Genomic DNA, 26,015 nt, shown 5'->3' on the forward strand with positions numbered 1-26,015 from the left:
CAAAAACCTCAGATTTTTCCGGCGGTCTGCCGGATGATATCGCTGACGGTGATGCCCTGTGCCCGCGCCTTGAAGTTGAGCGCCATCCGGTGCCGCAGAACCGGAACCGCCAAGGTCTGCACATCCTCCAGAACCGGCATGATCCGTCCATCCAGCAGCGCCGCCGCCCGCGCCGCGAGCATCAGCCCCTGCGAACCCCTTGGCCCCGGCGCCCAAGTCACATATTCGTTAACGATATCCGGCGCCTCCGGCCCCGGCCGCAGGGAGCGGACCAGCTTAAGGATGGAGTTCACGACCTCCTCCCCGATCGGCATATCCCGCACCAGAATCTGGATATCGATCAGATCCTGCTTGCTCATCACGCTGTTCGGCTCGTAATGCTCGTTGGAGGTGGTGTTAAGAATGATTTCAAGCTCGGATTTCTCGTCCGGGTAATCGACATCGACCTGCATCATGAAACGGTCGAGCTGCGCTTCGGGCAGCGGATAGGTGCCTTCCTGCTCGATCGGGTTCTGCGTAGCAAGGACATGGAAAGGACGGGGCAGGGCAAACGAACGCCCCGAGACGGACACTTCCTTTTCCTGCATGGCCTGCAGCAAGGCCGACTGCGTCCGCGGGCTGGCGCGGTTGATCTCGTCCGCCATCAGGAATTCGGTAAAAATAGGTCCGGGAATAAAACGGAAGGAGCGTTTCTTCTTTTCGTCCTCCTCCAGAACCTCGGAGCCGATAATATCCGCAGGCATCAGGTCCGGCGTACATTGCACCCGGTTGGAGCTGAGCCCCAGAACCTTCGCCGTCGTCTCCACCAATAAAGTCTTGGCAAGCCCCGGAACGCCGACCAGCAAAACGTGCCCGCCCGAGACCAGTGTGACGAGGGTCAGATCGACGACCCCCGGCTGCCCGAAGATGACTTTAGATATTTCCGACCGCGCCCGGAACAGCTTTTGCGCCGACTCATCGACGAAATCCTTGGGGTTGCGGGTTCTTTTGCTTTCGCTCACGGCAGAGAAACTCCTTCCTTAAAGAGGGGATGGCGATTATGATACCTCAAAAAATGACCTGAAACATCCATTTCGGCGGTATCTTAATGCCAAGACCCCCATGACACAACCACAACCGGAGCCAGACCCGCAGAATTTCCGCATTGACCGGGAGGGAACATGGTTTCATGAAGGCCGCCCGATCGCCCGCGAGGCTCTGGTAAAGCTGTTCGCAAATAAAGGCCTTAAACGTGATGAGGAGGGCCGTTATTGGCTCCAGTCGCCGTATGAAAAATACGCCATTGAGGTAGAAGATGTGCCCTTCGTGGTTACGGACTATGAAATATCGGAGGGGCAGTTCATTCTCACGACCAATTTAGAGGAGAAGGTAAAAGTAACGCCGGGCAATCCTCTCGAATTGCGGACCTATCCGGCGGCCGAGGAAAAAATCCCTTATATTCATATTCGTGAAGGCCTCTATGCCCGCATGGGCCGCGCCGTGTATTATGAGTTGGTGATGAAATACGGAAAAACCCTGACAGTCGGCGGAACGGACTATCAACTCGCGGAAGATAAACATGAGTCTTAAACCCGCAAAAACCATCTCGCCGCAGGACTGGATGATTTCGCCGGAATCGCGCCTCCTGTTCTCTGCGCTTCAGGGGGGCGAAAGCAAGGATCAGCCAGTGGCCCTGTTCGTCGGCGGCTGCGTACGCAACGCCTTGCTGAACCTTCCGGTCGAGGACGTCGATCTTGCCACATCCCTAAAACCCGAAGCGGTAATAAAAAAGCTTGAAAACGCAGGAATTACAGTAATCCCCACGGGCTTGAAGCACGGCACAGTCACGGCCATCATCAGCAGGCTTCCGTTTGAAATCACGACCTTGCGACATGACGTCAAAACGGATGGCCGCCATGCGGTCGTCGAATTTACAGATAATTGGCTGGAGGATGCAAGGCGCAGGGATTTCACCATGAATACCCTGCTGGCCGACCCAAAGGGAAATATATACGACCCGACGGGGCAGGGTCTTCCCGACCTCGCCTTGCGCCGCATCCGCTTCGTCGGCGAGGCGAGGAAAAGGATAGAGGAGGATTACCTGCGTATCCTGCGCTTTTTCCGCTTCCATGCGATTTACAGCCTGGGGGACTTCGATCAGGACGCGCTCAGAGCCTGCAGCGAGGCGGCCGGAAAAATCGCCACCTTGTCCCGCGAACGTATCACGCAGGAGGTCTTCAAGATCGTCGCGTCCGACCGCCCGCATAAAATTCTCTCAATAATGTTTGAAAACAATATTCTAAAGGAATTGGATCATGCGGAATATAAACCGGATTTTCTGGAAAGTTTCTGTACGTTTCAAAAAAATTATGGCCTGATATCGCTGCCTTCGCGCCTGTACGTGCAGGCAGGGCTGAAAGATGAAAATATTGCGAGCCTCGAAAATCTGATCCTCTTTCCCAAAGTTTTTCTCAAGGATATGGAAGCGCTATCCGGTGCACTGACCCTTCCTGACCTCTCCTGCGACCAGGCGGTAAAGGTCTGTATCTATAGGTTTGGGCGGGTGATCGCGGCGCAGGCGCTCATGGTTGAGTTGGTGCAGGATCGGGTCATGAACGGATATGCACCGAAGGCTCTGGAGATCGTCCAGAACTGGGATATCCCGGATTTTCCGGTCTCGGGCAACGACCTGATAAAAGCAGGTGTTCCGCAGGGGCCGAAGCTCGGGCAAAAATTGCAGGAATTGGAAGACTGGTGGATCGAAGACGGATTCAGGGCCGATAAAAAAACGTGCCTGAAACGTTTATAGCCTAAAAAAATTCTGGCTCCGGCGCGGTTGTGGCAAAAGCGGGATCAGACACAATTATTGGAGAGGTCGCCATGACTTTGTCCATCATATCATCCGTCAGGTTTCGCAAAAACAAGTGGCTGTTCGGGATGTCTCTTTCAATCGCATCCAGGCCCATCGGAGCGACATTCCCTTCCAGAACCCACATCTTCCCGCTGAGGTCGCATTTCATATCGAACGCAATATAGGCCACGCCGTAATTTTCATGAAGATGCTCGGCGATCGCATCGATTTGCGCGATGATTGCGGGATCGGTCACTTCGCCGCGCACGACACCGGGTTGAGCGATCATCGCGGGGTCGCTGACCAAACTCTGCGCCGAACTGACCGTCTCGGGCGGCGTCCGTTCGTAAGCCAGCCGGGTCTTTCCGTCAAAGCAAAGACCGCGGATTTCGCGGAATAAGCCCTGTTCGTCACCAAGATACTGCTGAAAGAGAATTCCCTCCCCGTTGGAGGAGTCGGCACGGTTAGCTTGTATGGCCTGAACAAGCTGTTCTTGATCTTTAGCGATAAAGACATTACGCGAAAGCGACCCTTCGCTGGGTTTGACCACAACCGGAAAGGAAAACGGGTGCCATTTGTCGGAAGTTTGCGACACAACAGATTCAGCGATCTCCGCATCGCTGCGCGGATCGTTCTTGGCCACCATCTCCGTATAAGGCAGGGGCAATTCATCCCTTAAGGTCTGGAACATCTGCCATTTATCGGAAATCAGGCGCTCGGCCTGCGGGCTGTTAAACGGCGTATGCCCGAACGCGAAACGGAAATCCTGCCCGCCATGATGAAATGTAATTTCAGGACTCTCACAAAAAGATTCCCGCCGGATTGTGGCTGGAATAAAAGAATCAGCACCCCGACGCCGCCACGCGTCGATCATATAATGTGCGAGATATTTCCGGCCTTCTTCATCACTCATGGACTGACGCAAAAAAATACTGTGTGAACACAAGCCCTCATTCTAAGCCGCTAGGGAGAAAACAGAAAGAAAACAGTATGTTGCGGCGCAGCAATATGAAGAATTACGGCCATTTCACCTCAGGGGGCAGGGACATAAGGATGGCCTCGGTATTGCCCCCTGTCTTAAGCCCGAACTGTGTCCCCCGGTCGTAAAGCAGGTTAAATTCGACATAGCGCCCGCGTTTAACCAACTGGTATTCGCGCTCCTCATCCGTCCAATCCTTATCCATCGAGCGCCGAACCAGTTTAGGATAAACCTCAAGAAAGGTCCGCCCGACCGCTTTTGTAAAAGCAAAATCCTCCGCCCAGCTTTTCCGGTCGAGATAATCATAAAAAATACCGCCGATCCCGCGCGGCTCGTTCCGGTGCGGCAAAAAGAAATAACGGTCGCACCAATCCTTGAATTCAGGATAATAGGCAGGATCGAAGGAATCACAGCAATCCTTGAACGCCGCATGAAAATCCTGCGTATCCTGTAGATCCTCGAACATCGGCGTCAAATCTGCCCCGCCGCCGAACCATGATTTCGACGTCATAATCATCCGCGTATTCATATGTACCGCGGGAACCAGCGGCGATTGCATATGCGCCACAAGGGAAACGCCTGAGGCCCAGAAATGTCCGCCGCTCTCCGCCGCGCCGGGGATATTTTTGGCATAATCAGGCGCAAACACGCCATGCACACGGGAAAAATTAACCCCGACCTTCTCAAACACGCGTCCGCGCATCAACGCCATCGTCCCGCCGCCTTGCAGAAGAGAGCCGGAGGCGTTCGGCTCTTGGCTTTTTTCCCGTTCCCACGGCGTCTTCTCGAACCGACCCGGCGCAAGACCGACCTTCGGCCCTCCGGAAAGCTCATCCTCGATTTTTTCAAAGGCCTCGCAGATCATCGCCTGCAGCGAATAAAACCAGTTCGCCGCCTGATCCTGCTTGTCTTCAAGGGTAAGTTCTTTTTCTTTGGTTTTCATAAAGTACTCCTGAAAAATTTAACGCCAGCGCGTCTGCCGCAGCGCCTCGCCCAACACCATAGCACAGGCATTGACCATATTTAGCGCCCGCAACCCCTCAGCCATCGGAACCGTGATCCGCGCCGAAGCCGCCTGATGCACCTCCTCGGGCGCACCCACGCTCTCCCGTCCGGCCAGAAGAATATCCCCGCGTTCAAAGCGGAACCCGCAATAAGGTGCGCTGGCCTTGGTCGTCAGGAGAATGATACGCCGCCGCCCTTGATACAAGTCAAGAAAATCGCCCCAGCTTTGGTGTAGCGTCGGCTGCAGCCGATCGTAATAATCGAGGGCGGATTGACGGACCTTGCGCGGATCCCAGAGAAATCCGCACGGTTCGATGATTTCAAGCGTTACGTCAAGACAGGCACACAGCCGTATGGCCGCCCCGACATTCTGGGGGATGTCGGGCTGGTAGAGCGCAAGGGAAAGGGAGGGAAAGCCCATGTCTGCCATCTGCAATTATCCGTGTAAAATTTTATTCTCTCAATGGAATGTCGGGGATTGATCTTATATAAATAGAGGATTAAAAGACTTCTGCAAATAAGTCCCGGTGTAAATAAAATCAGGTAAAGGAATGTCAGCGCACACCCATCCCGATGAAGGTCCAGACGATGAAACCAGACGGGATTTCATGGCCCTTCTCGCGGGCGCTTTCGGCGCACTAGGAGCGGCTATAGCAGCTTTCCCGCTCGTGAATTCGCTGAACCCGGCCAAGGATACGCTGGCCGTATCAACGATTGAAGTAGATATCGGTGATGTTCCGGTTGGAGCAGCTAAGACGGTGATGTGGCGCGGCAAGCCGGTGTTTATCCGCCACCGTACGCCTGAACAGATTGAGGCGGCAAAAAACGTGAATCCCGAGAGCCTGATCGACAAGCAGACGGATGATCAGCGCGTGAAAAAACCCGAATGGCTGGTCACGGTCGGCGTATGCACCCATCTGGGCTGTATTCCTCAAGGGCAAAAGGAATCTGATAACCACGGCGATTTTGGCGGCTGGCTTTGCCCTTGCCACGGTTCGCACTATGATACCTCTGGTCGCATCCGCAAGGGTCCGGCGCCGAAGAACCTCACGGTTCCGCCCTATGAGTTTCTCAGCGACACCAAGATCAAGATCGGGTGACGGACATGGGCAGCGGCGAAAGAGAACCTTTTAATAACACGGTCGTCGAGTGGATCGACTCGCGGATGCCGATTTTCACGATGCTCCAGAAGGAATACGGCGTATTCCCGGCGCCCAAAAACTTTAACTACTTGTGGAATTTCGGCGCAATCGCCATGTTCATGCTGGTCACCATGATCGCCACCGGCCTTGTCCTCGCCATGCACTATACCGCTAACACGGAGTTGGCCTTCGACAGCGTCGAGCGCATCATGCGCGACGTCAACGGCGGCTGGCTGATCCGTTATATCCATATGAACGGCGCGTCGTTCTTTTTCATCGCCGTCTATATCCATATTTTCCGGGGTATGTATTACGGTTCCTACAAAAAACCCCGCGAACTGCTCTGGATTCTCGGCGCTTTGATTTTCCTGCTGATGATGGCCACGGCCTTCCTTGGCTACGTTCTTCCATGGGGCCAGATGAGCCTCTGGGGCGCGACCGTGATCACCGGATTTTTCACGGCGATTCCCTATTTTGGCGAAGATCTGCAAACCCTTCTTCTTGGCGGCTTTTCGGTCGATAACCCGACCCTGACCCGCTTTTTCGCTCTGCATTACCTTCTGCCCTTCGTGATCTTCGCGGTCGTGTTCCTGCACATCTGGGCGCTGCACGTTACCGGCTCCAACAACCCGCTGGGCATCGACACCAAGGGGCCGCAGGACACCTTACCCTTCCACCCCTATTACACGATCAAGGATTCGTTCGGTCTTCTGGTGTTCATCATCATCTATTGCGTCTTTATCTTCTTTATGCCCGATGTGCTGGGGCACCCCGATAACTATATCAAGGCCAACCCGCTGGTCACCCCGCCGCACATCGTGCCCGAATGGTATTTCCTACCCTTCTATGCGATCCTGAGAGCTATTACTTTTGGTACGAACCTGTATCTTATTGGTTCACTTCTGTGCGCGGCTTATGCTTTTTATTCTTGGATGCTCAAAAATGAAAAAGGGGAGTCTCTTTTATCTTGGTGTTATCTGCCATGCCTGATAGCCGCAGCGGTTTTGGCAATACCTGGATGCATTATCGCCTTTGTGCCGATAGTTGAAGGCAGTTTTATAGAAAAATTGCGTTACATATTCAGTTTTGATTTTTTAATATCCGACGATTTACGCGGAACAAAAGCAGGATTTGAAAAGCGGGCAAATATTGACATGGTGCTAATACCCATCCCGGCTAAACTCGGCGGCGTTCTCGCGATGTTCGGCTCGGTCGCGATGCTTTTCGTCCTGCCGTGGCTGGACACGCATCCGGTCCGCAGCGCCCGTTACCGCCCGCTCTATAAGCTGTGCTTCCTCCTTCTGGTCGTTATTTTCCTTGTCCTGGGCTATGTAGGGTCGCAACCCGCTGACGCGTCAGTAATGGGCGTTCCCTTAATTCTCGTCGGTCTGGCGGGCACGGGTTACTACTATATGTATTTCCTCGTCCTCCTGCCCTTGCTCAGCCGCTTCGAGAAAACCAAGCCGCTGCCCGAAAGCATCCATCAGGCTGTTCTGAGCAAGCAAGTTAATGTGGAGGCGAAAATATGATCCGCGTACTCGCCTGCCTTCTCGCCGCTCTGATCTGCCTGTCCTCAGGAGGAACCGCACACGCCTCCGAAGCCGGAGAACCGCTGCCGGACATCAACTGGACCTTCGATGGCCCGACCGGAAGCTACGACCGCGCCGCCCTGCAGCGCGGCTACAAGATTTATCGCGAGGTTTGTTCCTCCTGCCACTCTATGAAGCTCCTGTACTACCGTAATCTTGAGGCTCTGGGCTATAACGAGGCACAGATCAAAAATATCGCCAAGGAATACACCTACATAGACGGCCCGAACGACGAGGGCGATATGTTCGAGCGCCCCGGCCTGCCCAGCGATCCCTTCAAATCGCCCTACGAAAACGATAAGCAGGGCGCCGCCGCCAACAACAACGCCCTTCCGCCCGATCTCTCCCTTATGGCCAAGGCCCGCGTCGGCGGACCGGATTATATCTTCGCCCTTCTCACGGGCTACGAGGAACACCCGCCCGAGGGCCACCACCTTCTGCAGGGGCAGCATTGGAACCGTTTTATGTCCGGGAACGTCATCGCCATGGCCCCGCCTCTGGTTGAGGATCAGGTCGCGTATGAAGATGGTACCCCCCAGACGCTGGAGCAATATGCCAAGGACGTCTCCCATTTCCTCATGTGGGCCGCCGATCCCTACATGGAGGACCGCAAACGCACCGGAATAAAGGTCATCCTCTTCCTGCTGGTCTTTGCGGGCATCATGTATGCCTACAAGAAAAAAGTCTGGAAAGACGCGCATTAAAATCTCTGTTTGCCTGAACCGCTTGGCACGATTATTCTCGTGAAAACGGAAGAGATTGATGCGGGACACCAAACAGGAAGTACTCAGATTCTGGTTCGAGGAAAGCCAGCCCCAGCAGTGGTTTCAGGTCAACGAAAGTTTCGACCGGGAAATCCGGGAACGATTTTTGACGACGTATGAAATGGCGGCCGACGATCTCTGTCGCGCGTGGGCCAAGGACGCGGAAGGGGCGTTGGCCCTCTGTATCGTCCTCGATCAATTTCCCCGCAATATGTTCCGCAACGGCCCGATGGCCTACGCCATGGATCACAAAGCCCTGCTGATCGCCAAGGAGGCCATCCACAAGGGCTTCGACCAGATTCTCTCACCTCAGAAACGCCGCTTCCTCTACCTGCCGTTCGAGCACAGTGAAGATGTGCAGGATCAGGTCCGTTCGGTCAAACTGTTCGAATCGATGAAAAAAGATGACCCCGTAGGCTACGAATACGCCATCCGCCATAAGGAAATCATCGAACGCTTCGGGCGTTTCCCGCACCGCAACATGGATTTAGGCCGGACCAGCACCCCTGAGGAACTTGACTACCTGAACCAGCCAAGCGCAGGTTTTTGAAAGCGTGTCAGTCTAAAAATTAACCTTTCATTAAGCAATATATTGCCATAATATATCTGGTGCGCGAATCTTCGGGTTAGGCCTGATCTGAGTGAAATTTTACAACATGAAAAAAACGACATAAACTTCTATTTTATAATCATAAAATAGCTTTAGGTTTTTGAATGTTTTGCCAGAGAAAAAAGTTTCGTGTAAGCTGAATCATTGTTTAATAGTTTGTTCATAGATAGATGAGGAGAAGTGTATATGCCTGTTACCGCAGCAACTGCGTCCTTGGAAAACCCCCACCTCAAAGCTCTTCAGGAAAAACACGCGGATATCTCCCGCAAAATTGACGAAGCCCGAAAAAGCCCCTCAACCACTGATTTTTACCTCACTCAGCTCAAAAAGCAGAAGTTGATTATCAAGGAAAAAATTGAAACGATGCGCGAAGCCGTGGGCTGACATACGCTTCCGAGACAATTAAAAGCCGGCTGTCTGGCCGGCTTTTTTGATTGCAGGCTGCTAATTACTAGCCCGAAAAAGGGTCTTTATCGTCACCCTCGGAAGCACGATCAGGCTCGGCATTGCCTCCGCCAAGAAAGTTGGAAAAGTCAAATCCGCCGGATTTGCTTTCGGACTCCTGTTGGTTACGGGCCAGGATTTCCTCTTGCTTGAGCCGTTCGGCGTCCAGCTGGGCCTGAATGGTCTCAGGATCCTTTCCGGCGGCTTTCAGACCCTTGATGACGGCCTTCTCGAACTCCTGATAGCTGCACAGGCCGAGTTCCGACGGATGGCGCGGGCGCAGGTTCGGGGTATTCGGGTGGGAACGGTCGCGCACGGAAGCAATGGTGGGCTTGGTCGTGCCGATCAGCTTGCAAAGCTGTGCATCGGTGATTTCGGCATGGTTCTTGAGGATATAGGCGATTGCATCCGGCTTGTCGCCGCGTTTGGAAATAGGGGTATAGCGTGGTCCCTTGGAGCGGATTTTGACTGAGGGAAGCTCGCGCTTGGCCATTTTGAGCCGGGTTGCAGGATCATCTTCGCATTTTGCGATTTCCTCAGGGGTCAGTTCGTGGTTTTCGATAGGGTTGCGCCCGACCAGCCCGCGCCCGATTTCCTCATTCGCTAGCGCCTCGACCTCGATTTCGGTCAAAACCGTGAAATCGGCGATCTGCCGGAAGGTCAGTTTGGTATTTTCGATCAGCCAGACGGCTGTGGCCTTGGGCATCAGCAGGCTGGGGGATTTTGTTTTCGGAGCGGCTGCCATGAACGTCACCTCATAAAAAAAACAGCAATGTTTTGATCCATAAACCTCATCTAATCGGCGAAATAATCTTCCGGCCGACCCGTCCCAAGGTCAACGTTTTTATCAAACATTATTTAAGGGAACAGGGGGGTTATAAGCCATCTGCCCCCCTGATGCCAAGTCTTTTTATTATGACCTGCGATGATCTTCGGATTGCATTGTCGGGGTTCCGGCACTAATCTGAAAGACAGAAAACAGGCGGAGTCCCTTATGTTTGACGAAGAACTGCCCCGCAAGAAGAACGATGGAACCTTTCCCCGCAACCTGGAGCGCCTGTCTGTCGCCGAACTGGGGGAGTATGTCCTTGAACTGGAGGGAGAAATTGCCCGCGTTAAGCAGGATATGACGAAGAAGAAAGCCTCGCAGGACGCTGCCTCCACGTTATTTAAATCATGATGAATCCAACCCAAAATCAAAGGCTCTAGATCATGCGTATCGAAGAAGGTTTTAAGCTCGATTTCAAGGACGTCCTGATCCGCCCCAAGCGCTCGACGCTTGTCAGCCGCAAGGATGTGGATATCAGCCGCGAATATAAGTTCCGCTGGAGCGGACGGAGCTTCAAGGGCGTACCTATTATCGCGGCGAATATGGACGGCGTCGGCACGATGGCGATGGCCAAGGCCTTTATCAAGGATGGGCATGGGTTGACCGTGGCGCTTCACAAGCACTATCCCCTCGAAGACCTCGTAGAATTCTACAACAAAAAAACGGCGGCGGCGGCGTGGTACAGCATCGGCATGACCGAAGCGGATGAAAAGAAGCTGGACTCCTTTATCAAAAAGAAGCCGGGAGTCGTGGACAAGCTCTGCGTTGATGTCGCCAACGGTTACAGCGAAGCGTTCGTGGACTTCGTCAAGCGGGTGCGTGAGCGTCACCCCGGCCTGACGATTATGGCCGGAAACGTTGTGACCGGGGAAATGGTCGAGCAGCTAATTCTCGCCGGTGTGGATGTCGTGAAAGTGGGAATCGGTCCGGGAAGCGTTTGCACGACCCGGAAGATGACCGGAGTGGGATACCCGCAGCTTTCGGCCGTGATTGAATGTGCCGATGCGGCGCACGGGCTGAGCGGCTTGATCTGCGCCGACGGCGGCTGCACGGTTCCGGGGGATATCGCCAAAGCCTTCGGCGGTGGCGCGGATTTCGTGATGCTTGGCGGTATGTTGGCCGGACATGACCAGGCCGAGGAAAAAATCGTCGAGAAGGACGGCAAGAAGTATGTCACTTTCTACGGCATGAGCAGCAATACGGCCATGAAGCGCCACAAGGGCGGTGTTGCGGAATATCGCGCCAGCGAAGGCAAGACGGTAAGAATCCCTTACCGCGGCGATGTGGAGGAGAGTTTGCAGGATATTCTCGGTGGCCTGCGTTCGGCCTGTACCTATGTCGGAGCAAAAAAACTAAAAGAGCTTTCGAAACGCACGACGTTTATCAGGGTTTCGCAGCAACTGAACACGGTCTTCGGCAACGAATAGAACAAGGCAAGAAGTTTTTTTTAATTCTATCCCCAAGCGTTGCTTGCACAGAAGGGCGGCTCTGGTTAAAGTAGCTCTTCTACTGTGAGAGAGGGAAAGCGACCGATGGACGAAATCTTAAAACGCCTTCAGGAAACCGCGCAGTCTTGCGCCCAGACCTATGAAGAGTGGCGCGGGAAAAAAACCGACAGCAAGGCGCAGGAAAGCCTCCAGAGCGCGATTCACGAGCTTCGCAAGGTTGCTTCCCGTCTGGAAATTGAGTTAGCCGTACGCGAACGGCAGGACATTGCCAACAAGCCGATTCCCATTCCCTCGCATCGTTCGTCGAAAGAATCGGTTCCGGATGGCGACGATGACCATCAGGATTTCCAGTCGCCTCAGCATCACCAGCGGTCTTCGCACGATTCGCATGGACAGAAGCGCCGCCGCCCGCCGCATCGATCCGCGGAGCAGGGCCAAGGGTCAGCGAACTAGAAATTATTCCGTTTCAGGCGGTATTCGCTAAATTTCTCCACGTTTTTGGCGCGAAGGAAGACGTTCGTTTCTTTTTCGATTCGCAGCGTTGCGGGAACGGTTGGCTTTTTCTGCTGATCGAGAATTCTGACCTCTGCCTGCCGTTTTTTCAGCGCGGCGTTGTCAGGTTCAATGGAGAGACAGAAATCCGTGGCCTCAAGGGTATATTCATGCCCGCAATAGATTAGCGTTTCGTCGGGCAGGGCGGAGATTTTCAGCAGGGAATGAAACATCTGCTCCGGCGTCCCTTCGAACAACCGTCCGCAGCCCATCAGGAACAGCGTATCGCCCGTGAATAAGATTCCACTCTTTGCAAAATAGAAGCATATGGCCCCCGCCGTATGTCCCGGCGTTTCGATAACCTGCATCCTCTCGTCGCCGAGAAAGAACGAATCTCTCTCGGACAGTCCGAAATCCTGTGCTGGAATCTTTGATCTTTCATGCTCGGGACCAAAGATTTTGGAGCCGTATTTACCTTTCAAAGCGGCGTTACCCGCCGTATGGTCGCCGTGATGATGGGTGTTGAGAATAAAGTCCAGATTCAGCCCGCGCGAGTCCAGATGCTTGCTGATTGGTTCGGCTTCGCCGGGGTCGATCACCGCAGTCACGCCGTCTTCGGATTGCAGAAGATAGGCGTAGTTGTCTTTCAGAACAGGCAGGATAGTGACGGTGATCATGGTTTAGCCTGCTCCCCAGTTTTAATTTCCTCTGTACTGAGCGCATCAGCGAGGGAATGTTCCGCGCTGCCCGGACGCAAAGGCTTTTGCTGCGAATCATGCGGCGCCCAGCCGATCAGGAACAGGATTTCAAAGGAGGCCCGCAATCGCCCGTCCGCTTCGCCGTAACGCTGACGATATATTTCCTCCGCCCGTATGAACAGATTTTTTCCTGTAAAGCTTTTATCCCGGTGCGCCAGCGCGTTGCTTTCGCCCATGCCCCGCAGGTCGCGCATCAGCGCAAGGAGGTTTGGATAGGTGACCGTCAGAATTTCCGAATCGACGACGGGAAGCGCATATCCCGCTCTCTGTAACAGCGCCCCGGCCTGCTGCTTGTCCGCAAACGGCGCAACGCGGGGGCTTATCCCTCCCCGGAGTTCCATTTCCGCCTCCATCAGGCAAGCGCGCAACTCATGCAAGGTTTCCCCGCCGAACATCGCCGCCAGAAAAAGCCCGTCGGGCTTCAGGCTGCGCTTGATCTGGATTAAGGCGCCGGGCAGGTCGTTGACCGTGTGCAGGGTAAGATTGCTTAGGACAAGATCAAGACTTGCGGCAGCAAACGGAAAAAACTCCTCATCGGCGACAACAGAGGAAAAAGGGAGAGAACTGTAGGGAAGGCAGGAGTCCATTACCACAGCTGAGCCGACTTTCCCCTTGGGGATGACTAAGGATTGAACGGCACGACTGCCCAAAAAAACCGCCTTCAAAAAATTCCGGTTGATGACGTGCAGGCGTTCGCCAAGTTCCCGCGCAGACCAATCGAACAGAAATCCATGCGGCGTGAATTTTTCCCGGCATCGTTCACGGTTGTGCCGTACACGCTTTCGGTCGAAAACAACGGGCGCAGAGTTATGGGCAAGTGCTGTGTCGGTAATTTTTTGGGCGCTGGTCATCTATGAAGGCTTCGGTTCGGGATCGTCGTCATCGTCCTTGATGGAGTCCTTGATCGACTTGATTTCCTTTTCGAACTCCTTGATCAGCTTGATGTCGTCGTTATCATGGTCGTCAGGCTCGTGCTCATTTTCATACTCAAGATCGTCGTCGTAGTCCCCGTCCTCGTCTCCGCCGCCGTCCTCGTTGGCATACTCCTCCGCCGCTTTCAGCCATTCCTCGGGAGTTGTCTCGATAAGGCCGATATCGTAATCCTCCTCGTGAACGATGAAAACATCGTCATTGGTGATATCGACGTCCAGATCCTTGGATTCCTTTTCCATCTCGCCTTCGGTCTGGGCATCGAACTGCGCTTCCTTCGGTTCTGTCAGGAAGACGCCTTTTTTCAGGGACAGGCGCTTGGCGCGTTCCCGCTTTTCCTTCTTCTCAAGCTCTTTCCTCGAATAGTAGTCTGTGGGCTTATCCTTGCCGTAAAGGGCGGAGACATCGGTATTCCGCTGCTTGGGCGTTTTCTTGCCCTCAGGGTCTTTCTCGGCTTTTACGGAAGTGTTTCCAGCAGCCTGATGGGCCTTCATCTCCGCGCTGGCGCGTTCATGGAACGACGTGCCGGCCGACTTGAAGGATTGCGGGGTTGCAGGCTCAAAAGTCGCCGGAACCGTCCAGTCCGGCTGTGCCTGCCGGAAGCGGTCTTCAAGGATTTTCTTGACGTCAACCCGCGCCTGCGTCCGCATATGGCCGGGCAGGAAGCGGTAGGCGCGGGCGATCGTGGTCATGAAATGCGGCTCGCGTGAAATACTTCTCCACAGCAGCATATACTGGTAGATCGGCATAAATTTGATTTCAGGATCTTTCAGATAAGCCGGCGGTGCGATGATGCAGAACGGGTGGATCTTTTCCGGCGTAATGCCCACATGGTTGAAATAGCTTTCACCCAGCTTGACCACCATGTCCGGAGTCACCCCGAATTTTTCCGCGATGAACTGCTTGAGCATCTTGAAGTTGGTGATCTCCTTGGGGATATTGAATTGCGGGGCGCTGACCGTCAGGCCTTTGCCCTCATAGCGTTCGGGAACCGGCGCGTGCTTGATCGTAAATCCGGCATGAACATCGCCCTTGAGGCTCTTTGTCAACGGCACGACCACGGCGGTGTTAATGGTTTTGTCGTCGGAAATTACGAAATCCGTCATATCGGAGGTCAGACCCGCGCGTCCGCCCTGACTTTGCCCTTCTTCCACGAAGATGGAATTGACGGTCCGCAGTTGCCCCACCGCGCCCTTGACCTCGCGGAACCGTTTGTCGCTCTCCGCCGCTTGCTTCAGGAAATCCTTGACGTCCAGAGTACTGACGATTTCTCCGGCGATCATCGAAACATCTTTGCTTGTCCAGTTTTCCGCTTTCAAATTCAGATGCTGGTAGAGGGCCAAAATTTGCAGTTCCAGCCTTCCATTGGGAATAAGGCCGACAGAAATTGCATCCAGAATCTGCTGGGCGCCGAATTCGCGGATCATGCTCTTGGCGCGGAAATGTGTGTTGTGAAAGATTTTGTTTTTCGGCGTGTAGGAGGCCAAGCCTTCTTCGACTTCGAGGTAGTAAGTATGGACCCGCTCGTCAATATAGTTGGGGTCGGGGTAATACTCCGCCCCGCGTACCATGACCGTGGCCTCCTTCGGTTTCAAACCGATAAAATCGCGGGCGAATTTCTTGGTATTGGAGGCTTTAAGCTCCCCCATTTCATTGATGTGCCTGTACTCGGTGGCTATGGCCTCGACCATATGGCCGGACCATTGCCGTCCGTCGATGTTCAGACCGACCCGCGGAACGGAGTTCACGATCCCGCGCACGATCCCGTCATGCAGGAAAATGTTCAGGCGCCCATCCTCGGTTACACGGTAGGGGATAACCTCGGCGATTTCCATACTGCGCGTGACGATATCGACCAGTTCGCCCGTCTTCTCGTTCCGCAGCGCCTTAATCTCAAGCGAACCCTTATCCTCGGTGATCCGCCGTTCCATGACAACAAGGCTCTCGCGTTCGGGCATTTTACGGGCAATCGCGATGAAGCTGGTCGGCGGGTCGCCCATCGGGTTGCCGTCGTTATCGTACAGGCGGAAATGCCCGTCGAAATTTTTGGTGACGAACGTCTCATCCCAGTGGGGTCCGGAATATTCAACCCGCGATCCAAGGATACGCAATTCACGACGGAATTCCTCGACCGTGAAAAACGTATATTCATAGGGCAGGTGGTGCTGCCAGTTCTCACGACTGTCTTTCCGCATGATGTACTCGTACGCCCATTTGTAGGGCAGGCGGAACAGGCGCGTCCGGGGGAAGCGCGGCGGAAGCTCCTCAAGGAAAAACCCACCGCAACCCGGATCCTGCTTGGGACGGGCGTGTTCGGAATACCAGACCAGCAGGTCGGCCTCCGAGAGCTGCGAGACATCCTCGCCCTCGCTCTCCTCGTCGTGCATTTCCATGAGGATATAGTGTTGCGGCGGCGGACGGGCGTAATCGCGCAGGAACATAACGCCATTATTCTTCAGCATATGAAAATGTTTCCGCAGCGTGTCGCTGACGATCCGCTCGTTATAGCGGGCGTTGGAAAAGACGATGTGCAGAATGAAGGAATTGATGATGACGTCGATCGATCCCGGCGGGAACAGGTCGCTGGAGACATCGCCGTGTTTGAACTCAAGATTATGGAGCTTATATTTCTCCCGCGCCTTGTTCATGCTACGCTTGCTTTTGTCCACCCCGATGATTTTCATGTTCGGGCGAAGGGCGGCCATGGCATAGGTCAGCGAACCATCGCCGCATCCCATGTGCACGATCTTCGAGCCGGAGGGGACCAGCAAGTGCGAAAGCGTGAACCACGCCTGCCGGACGGACTCGAAGTCGATATCCTTGAGCAGGAAGTTCCGCTCCTCGATATAGTCGGGCGGCTTCTGGTCAAAAAGACTCTCGTATTCTTCCAGTCCGGTCCCCGGCCGTTCTTCGTCTTCCGGCGGTTGGTTGGGCGGGTCTGTGGTCATGAAGTGCTCTGGTTACCCCAAAATGTCTTAATTACAAATTTTTTCTGTATTATGCAAAACAACGGGGCAAAGTACCAGTAATAAATGCTCTAACCGCAACGATTGCCGAATCACAGACCTTATGAATAGGATGAAACACGGTAAGGATCAACGAAAAGATATCGGATATAAACGGGGAATGAGACAAGCTAAGGCCAAGGTATCAAAGGCTTTTTTACAGTTTACTGACCTGGTTTTGCCCCCGCGGTGCGTGGTAACGGGCGAAATCGTGGACCGGCAGGGGATGCTGGCGCCCAAGGCTTGGGCCGGACTGGATTTTATTGCGGCTCCGCATTGTAACACCTGCGGCATCCCCTTCGCCTATGACGCGCTGGACGGCGGGGAGGGGGCGTGCCTGTCCTGTATCGACCATCCGCCGCCTTACGCATCGGCTCGCTCGGCGGTGAAATATAACGACACCAGCCGCACCCTGATTCTCGCCTTCAAGCACAGCGACAAGACCCACATGGCCGAAGCCTTCGTGCCGTGGATGAAGCAGGCCGGGAAGGAGATACTGGAAAAAGCCGATGCCCTGATCCCGGTGCCTCTGCACCGTTGGCGGATTCTGTCACGCCGCTACAACCAGTCCGCGCTGTTGTCTGAGGTTCTGTCGCGGGAAACGAAAATTCCAAGCTATCCTCTGGCGCTCAGACGCATCCGCGCCACACCGAGTCAGGGGCATCTGACCGCCGGGGAGCGGCATAAAAACGTCAAGGCGGCGTTCGCCGTTCATCCGGCCTATATCAAAAAACTGGAGGGCAAGACGGTTGTTCTGGTGGATGATGTCTACACGACCGGGGCGACCGTGAAGGAATGCGCCAAAATTCTCCGCAAGGCCGGAGCCGCGCACGTTTATGTTTTGACCTTGGCCCGCGTGGCGCGTGAAACGTAAATCTAAAGCGGAAGCCCACGCGCCAGCCGCCCTGCATCGAGAGAGGGAGCCAGCCCGTGCCGCATCGCCTGATGACGCAAAGGCGCAAAACCGGAAATCACCTTCAGCCCCGCCCGGCGCAGATCGCGCAGAGGCAGTCTTTCGTTGCTGACAATCCGGTTCATGAAATCCACGCCCGCGACGCGGCTGCCGATATCCGTCCGGCGGCGTTTCTCGAAATCCTTCAGGATGCTGGCGCTGCCGGGATCAAGACCGAGGCGCAGCGCATCAACAACTGTTTCCGCCAGCGAGGCGACGTCGCGCAGACTGAGGTTCAACCCCTGCGCCGTGATCGGAGACATAACGTGCGCGGCCTCGGCGATCAGCGCCGTGCGCGGCGCGGAGAGTTTCACAGCTTTCATGCTCATCAGCGGCCAGGATTCCGGTGGGGTTTCAAGGGTAATTCCCCCCAGAAGATTATCGGTTTTTTCCTGAAGGGTTTGGGTGAAGGCCTCACGCGAAAGCGTTAGAAGCTCATCCGCCTTCTGTTCAGGCACGACCCAGACAACGCTGGACTGGTTACCCGGCATGGGCACGAGAGCCAGAGGCCCGCCGGGGCGGTGAAACTCGGTGGCAGTAAAATTATGGCTGCGCGAATGATTGATGATGCAGGTCACCGCGCTTTGACCGTACTCCTGTTTACGGCTTTCAATTCCACTGAGAGACCGCACGAGCGAGGCCCGCCCGTCCGCGCCGACCAGAAGTCGGGCGGTAATCGTGTTGCCGTCCTCAAGCGTGGCCTTGATGCCGCCTTCTTGCGGCGTAAAATCGCGCAAGCTGCCCGGAACGTGTAGAGTGATGCAGGGCAGGCTTTTGACCTGTTCATATAAGGCCGCCCGCAGGATGGAATTGGGCAGGTTCATCCCAAAGCGCTCCATCCCGATTTCCTGCGCCTCGAATTCGCGGGTAATCGTTTCCTGCTCCGGCAGACTATCGTCGATGATCCGCATGGTCTGGAGGGGCGTCCCGTATTCGTCGATCACGGCGCCGATCCCCGCAGCCCGGAGGATGTTCAGGGACGATTCCATCAAAGCAACGGTTCTGCCTGAAGGCGAGGTCTCCTTAAGCTTGGGCGCAGGCTGCGGATCGACGATGTCCGTCCGTACGCCCGCCCGTCCCAGAATGGCCGCAAGGGTCAGTCCGGCCATCCCTCCGCCGATAATCAGAAGATCGGGTTTTTTCACGGCGGACCTGTTCTTTTTGGCGCTCTTCATGCTAAAGTCCCCTGTCTGGAAACGTAAGGGATATTAGGCCCGAACGGCGCCGGACACAACTGCAAAGCTGCACGCAAAGAGGACGCCATGGCCAAAGTCGAAATCTATACCTGGACCACTTGTCCCTACTGTATACGGGCCAAGGCCTTGCTGGATTCCAAGGGCGTAAAATACACCGAATACAATATCACGGGGGACAATGCGGCGCGGGCAAAGATGATTGAGCGCACAGGCGGCCCTGACTCAGTTCCGCAGATTTTCATCGACGGAAAACACTACGGCGGCTGCGACGATATTCACGCGCTCGACGCCAAGGGCAAGCTCGACCCTTTGCTGGCCGCGTGAGTGAGGGATAAGAACGTATGGCTGACATTCTGAAAGTCGCCTGCATCCAGACCAGCAGCGGTCCGGTCATCGAAGATAATCTGAAAGCAACCGGAGAGATGATCCGAGCTGCCGCCGCGATGGGCGCACAATTTATCGCTACGCCTGAAAACACGTGTCATATGCTCAGCCCCGGCAGCGAGAAAAAGAGGTCAGCTCCCTCGCAGGAGGATCATCCCGGCGTGCCGTTTTATGCGGCTCTTGCGTCCGATTTGGATATCTGGCTGCTAACGGGGTCGATGGCGGTGCGCTTCGATGAACATCGGATTGCCAACCGCAGTTTCCTTTTTGATAACACGGGAAACCTTGTCGCGCATTACGATAAAATTCACCTGTTCGCGGCCAAGCTATCCGACACGGAGCAATACAACGAGGCGGAAACCATCAGTGCGGGTGAGGAGGCTGTCGTTGCGGATTCGCCGTGGGGTGGGATCGGCCTGAGCATTTGCTACGATCTCCGTTTTTCCCACCTTTACCGTGATCTGGCGAAGGCCGGCGCAAATATTCTCACAGTTCCGGCGGCCTTTACGGTTCCAACGGGCAAGGCGCACTGGGAAGTCCTGCTCCGCGCCCGTGCCATTGAAACGGGATGCTTCGTCATCGCCCCCGGCCAGACCGGAGAGCATGAGGGGGGAAGAAGGACGTGGGGCCATTCCCTCATCATCAATCCGTGGGGGGAAATCCTTGCCGATGCAGGCAACGCCGTGGGCATCATTACAGCCGATCTCGATCTGTTTCAGGTTGAGCAGGCCCGCACAAAAATTCCCTCCCTCCATCACGACAGAACGTATAGGGTAAACGCATGAGCAAGAAAAAAAGCAAGACAGGCCATGAAGCGCTCGGAGGGAACACCAAACTGGTTCATATGGGCCGTAACCCGGATGCCTATTTCGGTTTGGCCAACCTTCCGGTCGGGCGGGTCTCGACGATCATGTATCCCTCGTTGGAAGCCTATGAAAACCCCAGCCACAAATTCCGCTACGGGCGTGTCGGGAACCCTGCAAGCGAAGCCTTCGAAACCGCGATTGCGGAGCTGGAGGAAGGGTGCAACGCCATCACGGCTTCCTCCGGCCTCGGCGCGATTACCACGGCCATTCTGGCTTTCGTGAAAAGCGGCGATCATCTCCTGATGTGCGATGGAATCTATCCGCCGACACGGCAGTTCTGCGACGATACGCTCAGGCGCATGGGCGTGGAGGTGGAGTATTACGATCCCCTGATCGGCAAGGGCATCGAAAAACGGATCCGCAAGAACACGACCCTGATTTACATGGAGTCTCCGTGTTCGGCGACGTTCGAGGTGCAGGACGTTCCGGCGATAGCCGCTGCGGCCAAGAAGCACGGCGTGATGACCATGATTGACAACAGCTGGTCCGGCGGCCTGTTGTTCAAACCGATCCGCCATGGTGTGAATGTGTCGGTCCAATCAGCCACGAAATATATCGGCGGTCATTCGGACCTCACGATGGGTGTGGCTGTCGCGGATACAGAAAAAACATACAAAACTCTCAAGCGTGGCGCCGTGAATATCGGCGCCTTTGCCTCGCCGGACGATCTCTGGCTGGCCCTGCGCGGGCTGCGGACGATGGCCGTCCGCATGAAACAGAATGCACAGAATGCGATGGTTGTCGCGCAATGGCTGGAAAAGCAACCTGAGATCAAACGCGTTTTCTACCCGCCACTGAAAAACGATCCCAGCCATAAACTCTGGAAGCGCGATTTTTCAGGAGCCAACGGTCTACTGGCGATCCTGCTAAAGGAGGCGCCGAAAAAAGCCGCCTCGGATTTCGTCAACGGACTGGAACTCTTCCCGATCGGCAGCAGTTGGGGCGGCTACGAAAGCCTCCTGCAGCCGCAGTATCTGGAGAAATACCGCTCCGCCGTGCCGTGGACCGAAAAGGGCGCCTGTCTGCGCCTGCAGATCGGGCTCGAAGATCCCGAGGATCTGATCGTCGATCTGGAAAAAGGTCTGGAGCGCTTTCGTAAAGCGTGTAAATAAAAAATCATAATATGATGGAGAAATGACATGAGTAACCTCAAGGATGATGCAATCTATCTGGGAAAAAGCGTCGGTGCGGACCCACAGCCTCAATATCTTCCCCTGCAATGGGGCAACCGCCACGGCCTGATCGCCGGTGCGACCGGAACCGGAAAGACGGTGACTCTGCAGGTTCTGGCGGAGGGGTTCGCCTATGCGGGCGTTCCGGTGTTCATGGCGGACGTGAAGGGGGATTTATCGGGAATCTGTATGCCCTCGGCTAAACAGGATTTTCTCCTCAAACGCGCCGAGCAGATAGGGTTCAGCGATGAATATCAGGGGCAAGCCTTCCCCGTGACCTTCTGGGATCTCTACGGGGAGCAGGGGCATCCCGTGCGGACAACGATTTCGGAAATGGGGCCGCTGCTGCTTGCGCGTATTCTCGAACTCAATGAGACACAGGAAGGTGTTCTGAACATCGCCTTCCGCGTGGCAGACGAGCAGGGTCTGCTGCTCATGGATATGAAAGACCTCCGGGCCTTCCTGACTGATATGAGCGAACAGCGCACCGAGATTTCGGCCAAGTACGGGAACGTCACGCCCCAGACCATCGCCACAATTCAGCGGGCGTTGTTGCAACTGGAATCGCAGGGCGGGGAAAGTTTCTTCGGAGAACCTGCGCTCGACTTGCGCGATTTTATGCGGACCGATCTCGACGGCTTCGGGATGATCAATATTCTGGCCGCCGACCGACTGATGCTCTCACCGCGCCTTTACGCCACGTTCCTGCTCTGGATGCTGTCTGAACTCTTTGAAGAACTGCCCGAGGCGGGCGACGGCGACAAGCCCAAGCTGGTTTTCTTCTTCGACGAGGCGCATTTGCTGTTTAACGACGCGCCGAAATCCCTGCTGGAAAAAGTCGAGCAGGTCGTGCGACTGATCCGCTCAAAGGGGGTCGGCATCTTTTTCATCACGCAGAATCCCGACGACGTGCCGGAATCGATCCTCGGCCAACTCGGCAACCGCTTCCAGCACGCGCTGCGCTCCTTCACGCCGCGCCAGCAGCAGGCGATCAAGCAGGCCGCCGAAACCTACCGTGAAAATCCGGCCTTCAAGGTGGCGGAGGTGATTACCGAACTCGAGGTCGGCGAGGCTCTTGTTTCTACTCTTGAGGGCAAGGGGCAGCCTTCGATTGTTCAGCGGACCCTGATCCGGCCGCCTTCGGCCCGTCTGGGACCGGCCACGGAAGAGGCCCGCCGAACGACCCGTACGGGGAGTTTGATGGGTAAGAAGTACGATCAGGTCATCGACAGCGAATCCGCCTACGAAGTTTTGCAAAAGCGCGCCGAAAAAGCAACGCAGCAGGCGCAGACCGCCCAGAAGACGGCGGCGGAAGCCAAAACGAAAGGTTCGGCGTCGCGTCGTCAGTCTCCGGTGGAAGCGGCGGTCATGTCCGCCGTTCGTACAGTCAGCACAACGGTCACACGCCGGATCACATCCGAAATCGTGCGCGGCATTATGGGCGCGTTTAAAAGATAGTCCCTAAACCAGAAGGCTCAGATCGACTTTCAAAATATCGGCGAGGGCTTTCATCGCCCGGATCGAGCCGTCTTTTTTCCCGGTTTCGATTTCGGTGAGATAGGGGCGGGAGATGCCCGATTGCTCCGCCAGTTCTTTTTGCGTCAGGCCGCGGTGCTTGCGGAGAACTTTCAGCGGACTGTCCTCACGGGCGGTGAGCCTGTCCAGAACCTCTGCGGGCAGGTCAGAGGTTTTCTGTTCACCCGTCAGTTCCCGATACTCATGAAGCGGAACGAGAACGTAAGGCTTCCCCTGAATATGCAGAAGATCATATTTCATAACCCTCTCCCTTTCCCGTTATCATAAGACAAAAGAAATCCGATCCAAAGACCTATCGCCGCTGCGGCCCCTAAAATCTTTTCGTCAGGGTTACGGAACCGAAGATACTCTCCTGATCCTGCGTTTCGAATTCCTTGGTCCGCGCATTCAGCGTGTAGGACATTCTGTAATCGCCGTACGTCAGGGAAAATCCTGCGCTGGCATCGCCGACCAGAATGTTTCTCTCCACATCGTGGCTGTCCCGGAATGTATTTCCGTCGAGAAAAATATTGTGTGCCACCGCCCGCCCGTCCAGCCCGAGGAAAATCTGCCAGTTCAGTTCGTCGTCACTACCCCCGAACACACCCGTTCCGGGGATCGAGGGGCGCACACGGGGCGGGGTATCCTCATTATCCGAAGAGCCAAGGACAAAAGTTGCTCCGACGCCGCCCTGTGTATAGATATTTCCCAACGTCAGCGAGAAATTCGGCTCAACCCGCGCCTTGGCAAAACCGGCGTCATAATAAAGAGCATAAGGAATCCTTCTGCTCCAGGACACCATCAAACCCGGCTCGAAATGAAGCTGGTTCTTCCAGCCCCGCGGGTCCGGCGATCCGGTAAAGTATTTATGCACGAAACGCTGCGTCGGTTTGCCCAGCGCCTCCGGTCCGATGACGCCCAGTGTAAACTCCAGTTCGTCAATATGTGCGGGGATATCGCGATTCCAGGTTGTTGTCGCCAGACCGACCGACCCGTATAGGAACGCGGCCCATGGACGATCATCCTCCGGCTGGTCCTCAAGTCTTATATTTTCAGGGGTATAAAGATTATGCCCAAAACTATAAAACGTGCTGGTGCTGTCGTTCAGATCGAAGGTCGGAACAGAGTCTGCCAGCTTGTCGATCATCGGCGGAACGTCGATTCCCTCGTTGAACCACGTCAGACGCACCCCGCTGGTGTAATAGCGATCGGAATTCCCGCCGAAATTATCGTTTTCGACAGACAGGCTGACGTAGGTCGGCTTATCTTCATCCTCGCCAAAGGCAGAAGGAGGACACAACACTGCGCCGGACAGACCAAGAAAAAGAGAAAAACTGAGAATCAAGTGACGCATAACCGGACAAGTAAGGCTTAAAGTCGTAAAAAGCGCAAGAGGAAGATCGTCTTTTGTCGCAGGGGCAAATATGGTAAGGAAAGCGGATGGAACAAAGTAAAATCATAAATTTTTACACCCATCCGCCGCTTTCGGGACAGGTCAAAAACCTCGTCATTCTCCTGCATGGCCTCGGGTCGAACGGTCGCGATCTGATTTCTCTGGCTCCTTACTGGGCGCAGGCTTTGCCCGATACGCTGTTTATCTCCCCCGACGCGCCCTTTCCCTGTGATATGGCGCCGCCCGGATACCCGAACTCCTATCAATGGTTTTCCCTGCAAAACCGCAACCCCGCAGTTATGCTCAAGGGCGTCAAGGATGTTGAACCGATTTTAAAGGAATTTATCGACGAGCAGTTGAAGGCGCACACCTTGCCGCCCCGGCAGCTGGCTCTTGTGGGCTTCTCACAGGGCACGATGACCAGCCTGCACGTCGGGCCACGTTATCCCGAACCCATCGGGGGCATCATTGGATTTTCAGGGGCGCTGCTCTGGGAACCCTATATGGCCAAGGAAAAGCTTCATCTCATTCCCCTCATGTTGATTCATGGAGAGTACGACGATGTGGTGCCGGTCGATGCCTGGCACCATGCCATGACAACGCTATCCTCGATCGGATTCAAGCCGAGTGGCTACACCCAGCCCGGCCTGTATCACAGCATTGACCAGCAGGGGATCGTCACCGCGGCCTCGTTTCTGCAGAAAATCTTTTCGGACGCGCTCGCCGTTTAGTGCGTTGCAAGAGACAGGACTCTAAAGCGCGATTAATCCATAACTCATTGTCATAATAAATTATTTGCAGACGCTTGAATTGCTGCACCACAATATTATTGTGGGATGCAGCACAGAAAGTGCTAAAGAATATAAGGTTTTTCGCTCAAATATGTTACAATTTTATTGTGTACGCGAGTTCTGTATTGCTTGGGACTCTAAGCCCAGCGCAGGTTTCCACCGCAGCAAGGCGCTCATGTGGCAAATGGGCTCGACAGCGGAGAAGTTAAAGAGAGAGTAGGAAATGGATACGTTGACTCCCTTGGAAAGATGCCCCGCCCTGATCTTAAACGCAGACTTCAGGCCGCTCAGTTATTTCCCTTTATCGATCTGGCCCTGGCAGGAGGCGGTGAAAGCCATCTTCCGCGACAGCGTCACCGTGATTTCAGAATACGACCGCGTGGTACGCTCCCCCGGCGTGAGCTTTAAGCTGCCCAGCGTTCTCGCGCTGAAAGAATATATCCCGATGGCCCGCTCCCCGGCCTTCACGCGCTTTAACGTGTTTTTGCGCGACCAATGGATCTGCCAGTATTGTGGTAATTGTTTCAAGACTCAGGAGTTGTCCTTCGATCATGTGATACCGCGCTCACGCGGCGGACGCACGACATGGGAGAACATCGTTGCGGCCTGCCGCGACTGCAACACGCTCAAGGGCAACAGATTGCCGAAGGAAAGCGGAATGTACCCGATTATGACGCCGCGTCGGCCTTCGATTTTCGAACTCCACGAGAGGGGCCGGAAATTTCCGCCGCACTTTCTGCACGAAAGCTGGGGCGACTTTTTATATTGGGATTCCGAACTGCAGGACGATTAAGAACAATAAGAATAAACGTCCGCTTGTTCGAAGGTTTTTTTGTAAAGTTTTTGGCTTGCCACGGAGAACGGTTTGTGGCCCGCCAGAAAGAGCGCAAGGCCTGTCGGTTCAGGCTGCGCGCAAGACTC

Annotated in this window: 28 protein-coding genes; 17 read left to right on the plus strand and 11 right to left on the minus strand. The window is 55.0% G+C overall.

All coding sequences use genetic code 11. From position 1 onward, the window contains the following. Window positions 1-8 precede the first annotated feature (8 nt). A complete protein-coding gene (locus IPN28_06850; GenBank protein ID QQS56031.1) occupies window positions 9-1,001 on the minus strand; it encodes a MoxR family ATPase in 993 nt (330 codons plus the stop codon). Window positions 1,002-1,101: 100 nt separating this feature from the next. Between IPN28_06850 and IPN28_06855 the strand changes: the two genes are divergently transcribed. Together IPN28_06855 and IPN28_06860 are read left to right on the plus strand one after the other, a co-directional pair. Next, window positions 1,102-1,569, plus strand: a complete 468-nt coding sequence (locus tag IPN28_06855; GenBank protein ID QQS56032.1) for a DUF1285 domain-containing protein — start codon at window positions 1,102-1,104, stop codon at window positions 1,567-1,569. A gap of 31 nt (window positions 1,570-1,600) precedes the next feature. Beyond that, the gene (locus IPN28_06860) at window positions 1,601-2,788 is read left to right on the plus strand and encodes a CCA tRNA nucleotidyltransferase (protein QQS58558.1); all 1,188 of its coding nucleotides are present in this window, start codon (window positions 1,601-1,603) and stop codon (window positions 2,786-2,788) included. Window position 2,789: 1 nt separating this feature from the next. Here IPN28_06860 and IPN28_06865 read toward each other — a convergent pair whose 3' ends face one another. The 3 genes from IPN28_06865 to IPN28_06875 form a co-directional block, all read right to left on the minus strand. Next, window positions 2,790-3,743 (minus strand): hypothetical protein, encoded by a 954-nt coding sequence (locus IPN28_06865; GenBank protein ID QQS56033.1) that lies wholly within the window; start codon window positions 3,741-3,743, stop codon window positions 2,790-2,792. A 103-nt stretch (window positions 3,744-3,846) separates the two neighbouring features. Continuing rightward, the gene (gene hemF / locus IPN28_06870; protein ID QQS56034.1) at window positions 3,847-4,752 is read right to left on the minus strand and encodes an oxygen-dependent coproporphyrinogen oxidase; all 906 of its coding nucleotides are present in this window, start codon (window positions 4,750-4,752) and stop codon (window positions 3,847-3,849) included. An 18-nt stretch (window positions 4,753-4,770) separates the two neighbouring features. After that, complete coding sequence (locus tag IPN28_06875; GenBank protein ID QQS58559.1) at window positions 4,771-5,235, minus strand: tRNA (cytidine(34)-2'-O)-methyltransferase; 465 nt, start codon at window positions 5,233-5,235, stop codon at window positions 4,771-4,773. 130 nt (window positions 5,236-5,365) lie between these two features. Between IPN28_06875 and petA the strand changes: the two genes are divergently transcribed. The 5 genes from petA to IPN28_06900 all read left to right on the plus strand — a co-directional run bounded on the left by petA (window position 5,366) and on the right by IPN28_06900 (window position 9,303). Further along, window positions 5,366-5,914: a ubiquinol-cytochrome c reductase iron-sulfur subunit gene (gene petA / locus IPN28_06880; GenBank protein ID QQS56035.1), complete on the plus strand. Its 549-nt coding sequence runs from the start codon at window positions 5,366-5,368 to the stop codon at window positions 5,912-5,914. 5 nt (window positions 5,915-5,919) lie between these two features. Beyond that, window positions 5,920-7,485, plus strand: coding sequence for a cytochrome b N-terminal domain-containing protein (locus tag IPN28_06885; GenBank protein ID QQS56036.1), 1,566 nt, complete (start codon window positions 5,920-5,922; stop codon window positions 7,483-7,485). Beyond that, entirely contained in the window at window positions 7,482-8,249 is a 768-nt protein-coding gene (locus IPN28_06890; protein ID QQS56037.1) for a cytochrome c1, read from the plus strand. The genes IPN28_06885 and IPN28_06890 overlap by 4 nt, the downstream gene beginning before the upstream one ends. A 58-nt stretch (window positions 8,250-8,307) precedes the next feature. Beyond that, window positions 8,308-8,859: a DUF924 domain-containing protein gene (locus IPN28_06895; GenBank protein ID QQS56038.1), complete on the plus strand. Its 552-nt coding sequence runs from the start codon at window positions 8,308-8,310 to the stop codon at window positions 8,857-8,859. Window positions 8,860-9,105: 246 nt separating this feature from the next. Further along, window positions 9,106-9,303, plus strand: a complete 198-nt coding sequence (locus IPN28_06900) for a DUF465 domain-containing protein (GenBank protein QQS56039.1) — start codon at window positions 9,106-9,108, stop codon at window positions 9,301-9,303. Between the two features lie 67 nt (window positions 9,304-9,370). Here the strand turns inward: IPN28_06900 and IPN28_06905 are convergent, their stop codons facing one another. After that, window positions 9,371-10,108: a DUF1013 domain-containing protein gene (locus IPN28_06905; protein ID QQS56040.1), complete on the minus strand. Its 738-nt coding sequence runs from the start codon at window positions 10,106-10,108 to the stop codon at window positions 9,371-9,373. Between the two features lie 249 nt (window positions 10,109-10,357). Between IPN28_06905 and IPN28_06910 the strand changes: the two genes are divergently transcribed. The 3 genes from IPN28_06910 (at window position 10,358) to IPN28_06920 (ending at window position 12,093) form a co-directional block, all read left to right on the plus strand. Next, a complete protein-coding gene (locus IPN28_06910) occupies window positions 10,358-10,543 on the plus strand; it encodes a DUF1192 domain-containing protein (protein ID QQS56041.1) in 186 nt (61 codons plus the stop codon). A gap of 32 nt (window positions 10,544-10,575) precedes the next feature. Beyond that, window positions 10,576-11,619 carry a GMP reductase gene (locus tag IPN28_06915; GenBank protein QQS56042.1) on the plus strand — a complete coding sequence of 348 codons (1,044 nt, stop codon included), beginning with the start codon at window positions 10,576-10,578 and terminating at the stop codon, window positions 11,617-11,619. Window positions 11,620-11,724: 105 nt separating this feature from the next. Further along, complete coding sequence (locus IPN28_06920) at window positions 11,725-12,093, plus strand: hypothetical protein (GenBank protein QQS56043.1); 369 nt, start codon at window positions 11,725-11,727, stop codon at window positions 12,091-12,093. Here IPN28_06920 and gloB read toward each other — a convergent pair. From gloB to IPN28_06935, 3 genes are read right to left on the minus strand one after another with little or no spacing between them, the layout of a single operon-like run. Then, window positions 12,090-12,809 carry a hydroxyacylglutathione hydrolase gene (gene gloB, locus IPN28_06925; protein ID QQS56044.1) on the minus strand — a complete coding sequence of 240 codons (720 nt, stop codon included), beginning with the start codon at window positions 12,807-12,809 and terminating at the stop codon, window positions 12,090-12,092. The genes IPN28_06920 and gloB overlap by 4 nt on opposite strands. Further along, window positions 12,806-13,741: a methyltransferase domain-containing protein gene (locus IPN28_06930; GenBank protein QQS56045.1), complete on the minus strand. Its 936-nt coding sequence runs from the start codon at window positions 13,739-13,741 to the stop codon at window positions 12,806-12,808. The genes gloB and IPN28_06930 overlap by 4 nt, the downstream gene beginning before the upstream one ends. Then, the gene (locus tag IPN28_06935; protein QQS56046.1) at window positions 13,742-16,768 is read right to left on the minus strand and encodes a methyltransferase domain-containing protein; all 3,027 of its coding nucleotides are present in this window, start codon (window positions 16,766-16,768) and stop codon (window positions 13,742-13,744) included. Window positions 16,769-16,946: 178 nt separating this feature from the next. On the opposite strand from IPN28_06935, the gene IPN28_06940 reads away from it, so the two are divergent. Continuing rightward, on the plus strand, window positions 16,947-17,699 hold the full coding sequence (locus IPN28_06940) for a ComF family protein (protein ID QQS56047.1): 753 nt from the start codon (window positions 16,947-16,949) through the stop codon (window positions 17,697-17,699). Window positions 17,700-17,701: 2 nt separating this feature from the next. Here IPN28_06940 and IPN28_06945 read toward each other — a convergent pair whose 3' ends face one another. Further along, window positions 17,702-18,952, minus strand: a complete 1,251-nt coding sequence (locus IPN28_06945; protein ID QQS56048.1) for an FAD-dependent monooxygenase — start codon at window positions 18,950-18,952, stop codon at window positions 17,702-17,704. A gap of 87 nt (window positions 18,953-19,039) precedes the next feature. Between IPN28_06945 and grxC the strand changes: the two genes are divergently transcribed. From grxC to IPN28_06965, 4 genes are read left to right on the plus strand one after another with little or no spacing between them, the layout of a single operon-like run. Then, window positions 19,040-19,297: a glutaredoxin 3 gene (gene grxC / locus IPN28_06950; GenBank protein ID QQS56049.1), complete on the plus strand. Its 258-nt coding sequence runs from the start codon at window positions 19,040-19,042 to the stop codon at window positions 19,295-19,297. 17 nt (window positions 19,298-19,314) lie between these two features. Next, a complete protein-coding gene (locus IPN28_06955) occupies window positions 19,315-20,142 on the plus strand; it encodes a carbon-nitrogen hydrolase family protein (protein ID QQS56050.1) in 828 nt (275 codons plus the stop codon). Continuing rightward, window positions 20,139-21,335, plus strand: coding sequence for a cystathionine beta-lyase (gene metC / locus IPN28_06960; GenBank protein ID QQS56051.1), 1,197 nt, complete (start codon window positions 20,139-20,141; stop codon window positions 21,333-21,335). Before IPN28_06955 ends, metC begins: the two co-directional genes overlap by 4 nt. Before the next feature lie 27 nt (window positions 21,336-21,362). Further along, the gene (locus IPN28_06965; protein ID QQS56052.1) at window positions 21,363-22,853 is read left to right on the plus strand and encodes a DUF853 family protein; all 1,491 of its coding nucleotides are present in this window, start codon (window positions 21,363-21,365) and stop codon (window positions 22,851-22,853) included. A 3-nt stretch (window positions 22,854-22,856) separates the two neighbouring features. Here IPN28_06965 and IPN28_06970 read toward each other — a convergent pair whose 3' ends face one another. Continuing rightward, a complete protein-coding gene (locus IPN28_06970; protein ID QQS56053.1) occupies window positions 22,857-23,171 on the minus strand; it encodes a helix-turn-helix transcriptional regulator in 315 nt (104 codons plus the stop codon). Between the two features lie 70 nt (window positions 23,172-23,241). Continuing rightward, entirely contained in the window at window positions 23,242-24,264 is a 1,023-nt protein-coding gene (locus tag IPN28_06975; protein QQS56054.1) for a lipid A deacylase LpxR family protein, read from the minus strand. Window positions 24,265-24,350: 86 nt separating this feature from the next. Here IPN28_06975 and IPN28_06980 point away from each other — a divergent pair, with 86 nt between their 5' ends. Further along, window positions 24,351-25,034, plus strand: a complete 684-nt coding sequence (locus tag IPN28_06980) for an alpha/beta fold hydrolase (GenBank protein QQS56055.1) — start codon at window positions 24,351-24,353, stop codon at window positions 25,032-25,034. A 283-nt stretch (window positions 25,035-25,317) separates the two neighbouring features. After that, window positions 25,318-25,887, plus strand: a complete 570-nt coding sequence (locus IPN28_06985) for an HNH endonuclease (protein QQS56056.1) — start codon at window positions 25,318-25,320, stop codon at window positions 25,885-25,887. Window positions 25,888-26,015 lie beyond the last annotated feature (128 nt).

The organism is Alphaproteobacteria bacterium, assembly GCA_016699735.1.
GTDB lineage: Bacteria > Pseudomonadota > Alphaproteobacteria > Micavibrionales > Micavibrionaceae > JAGNKE01.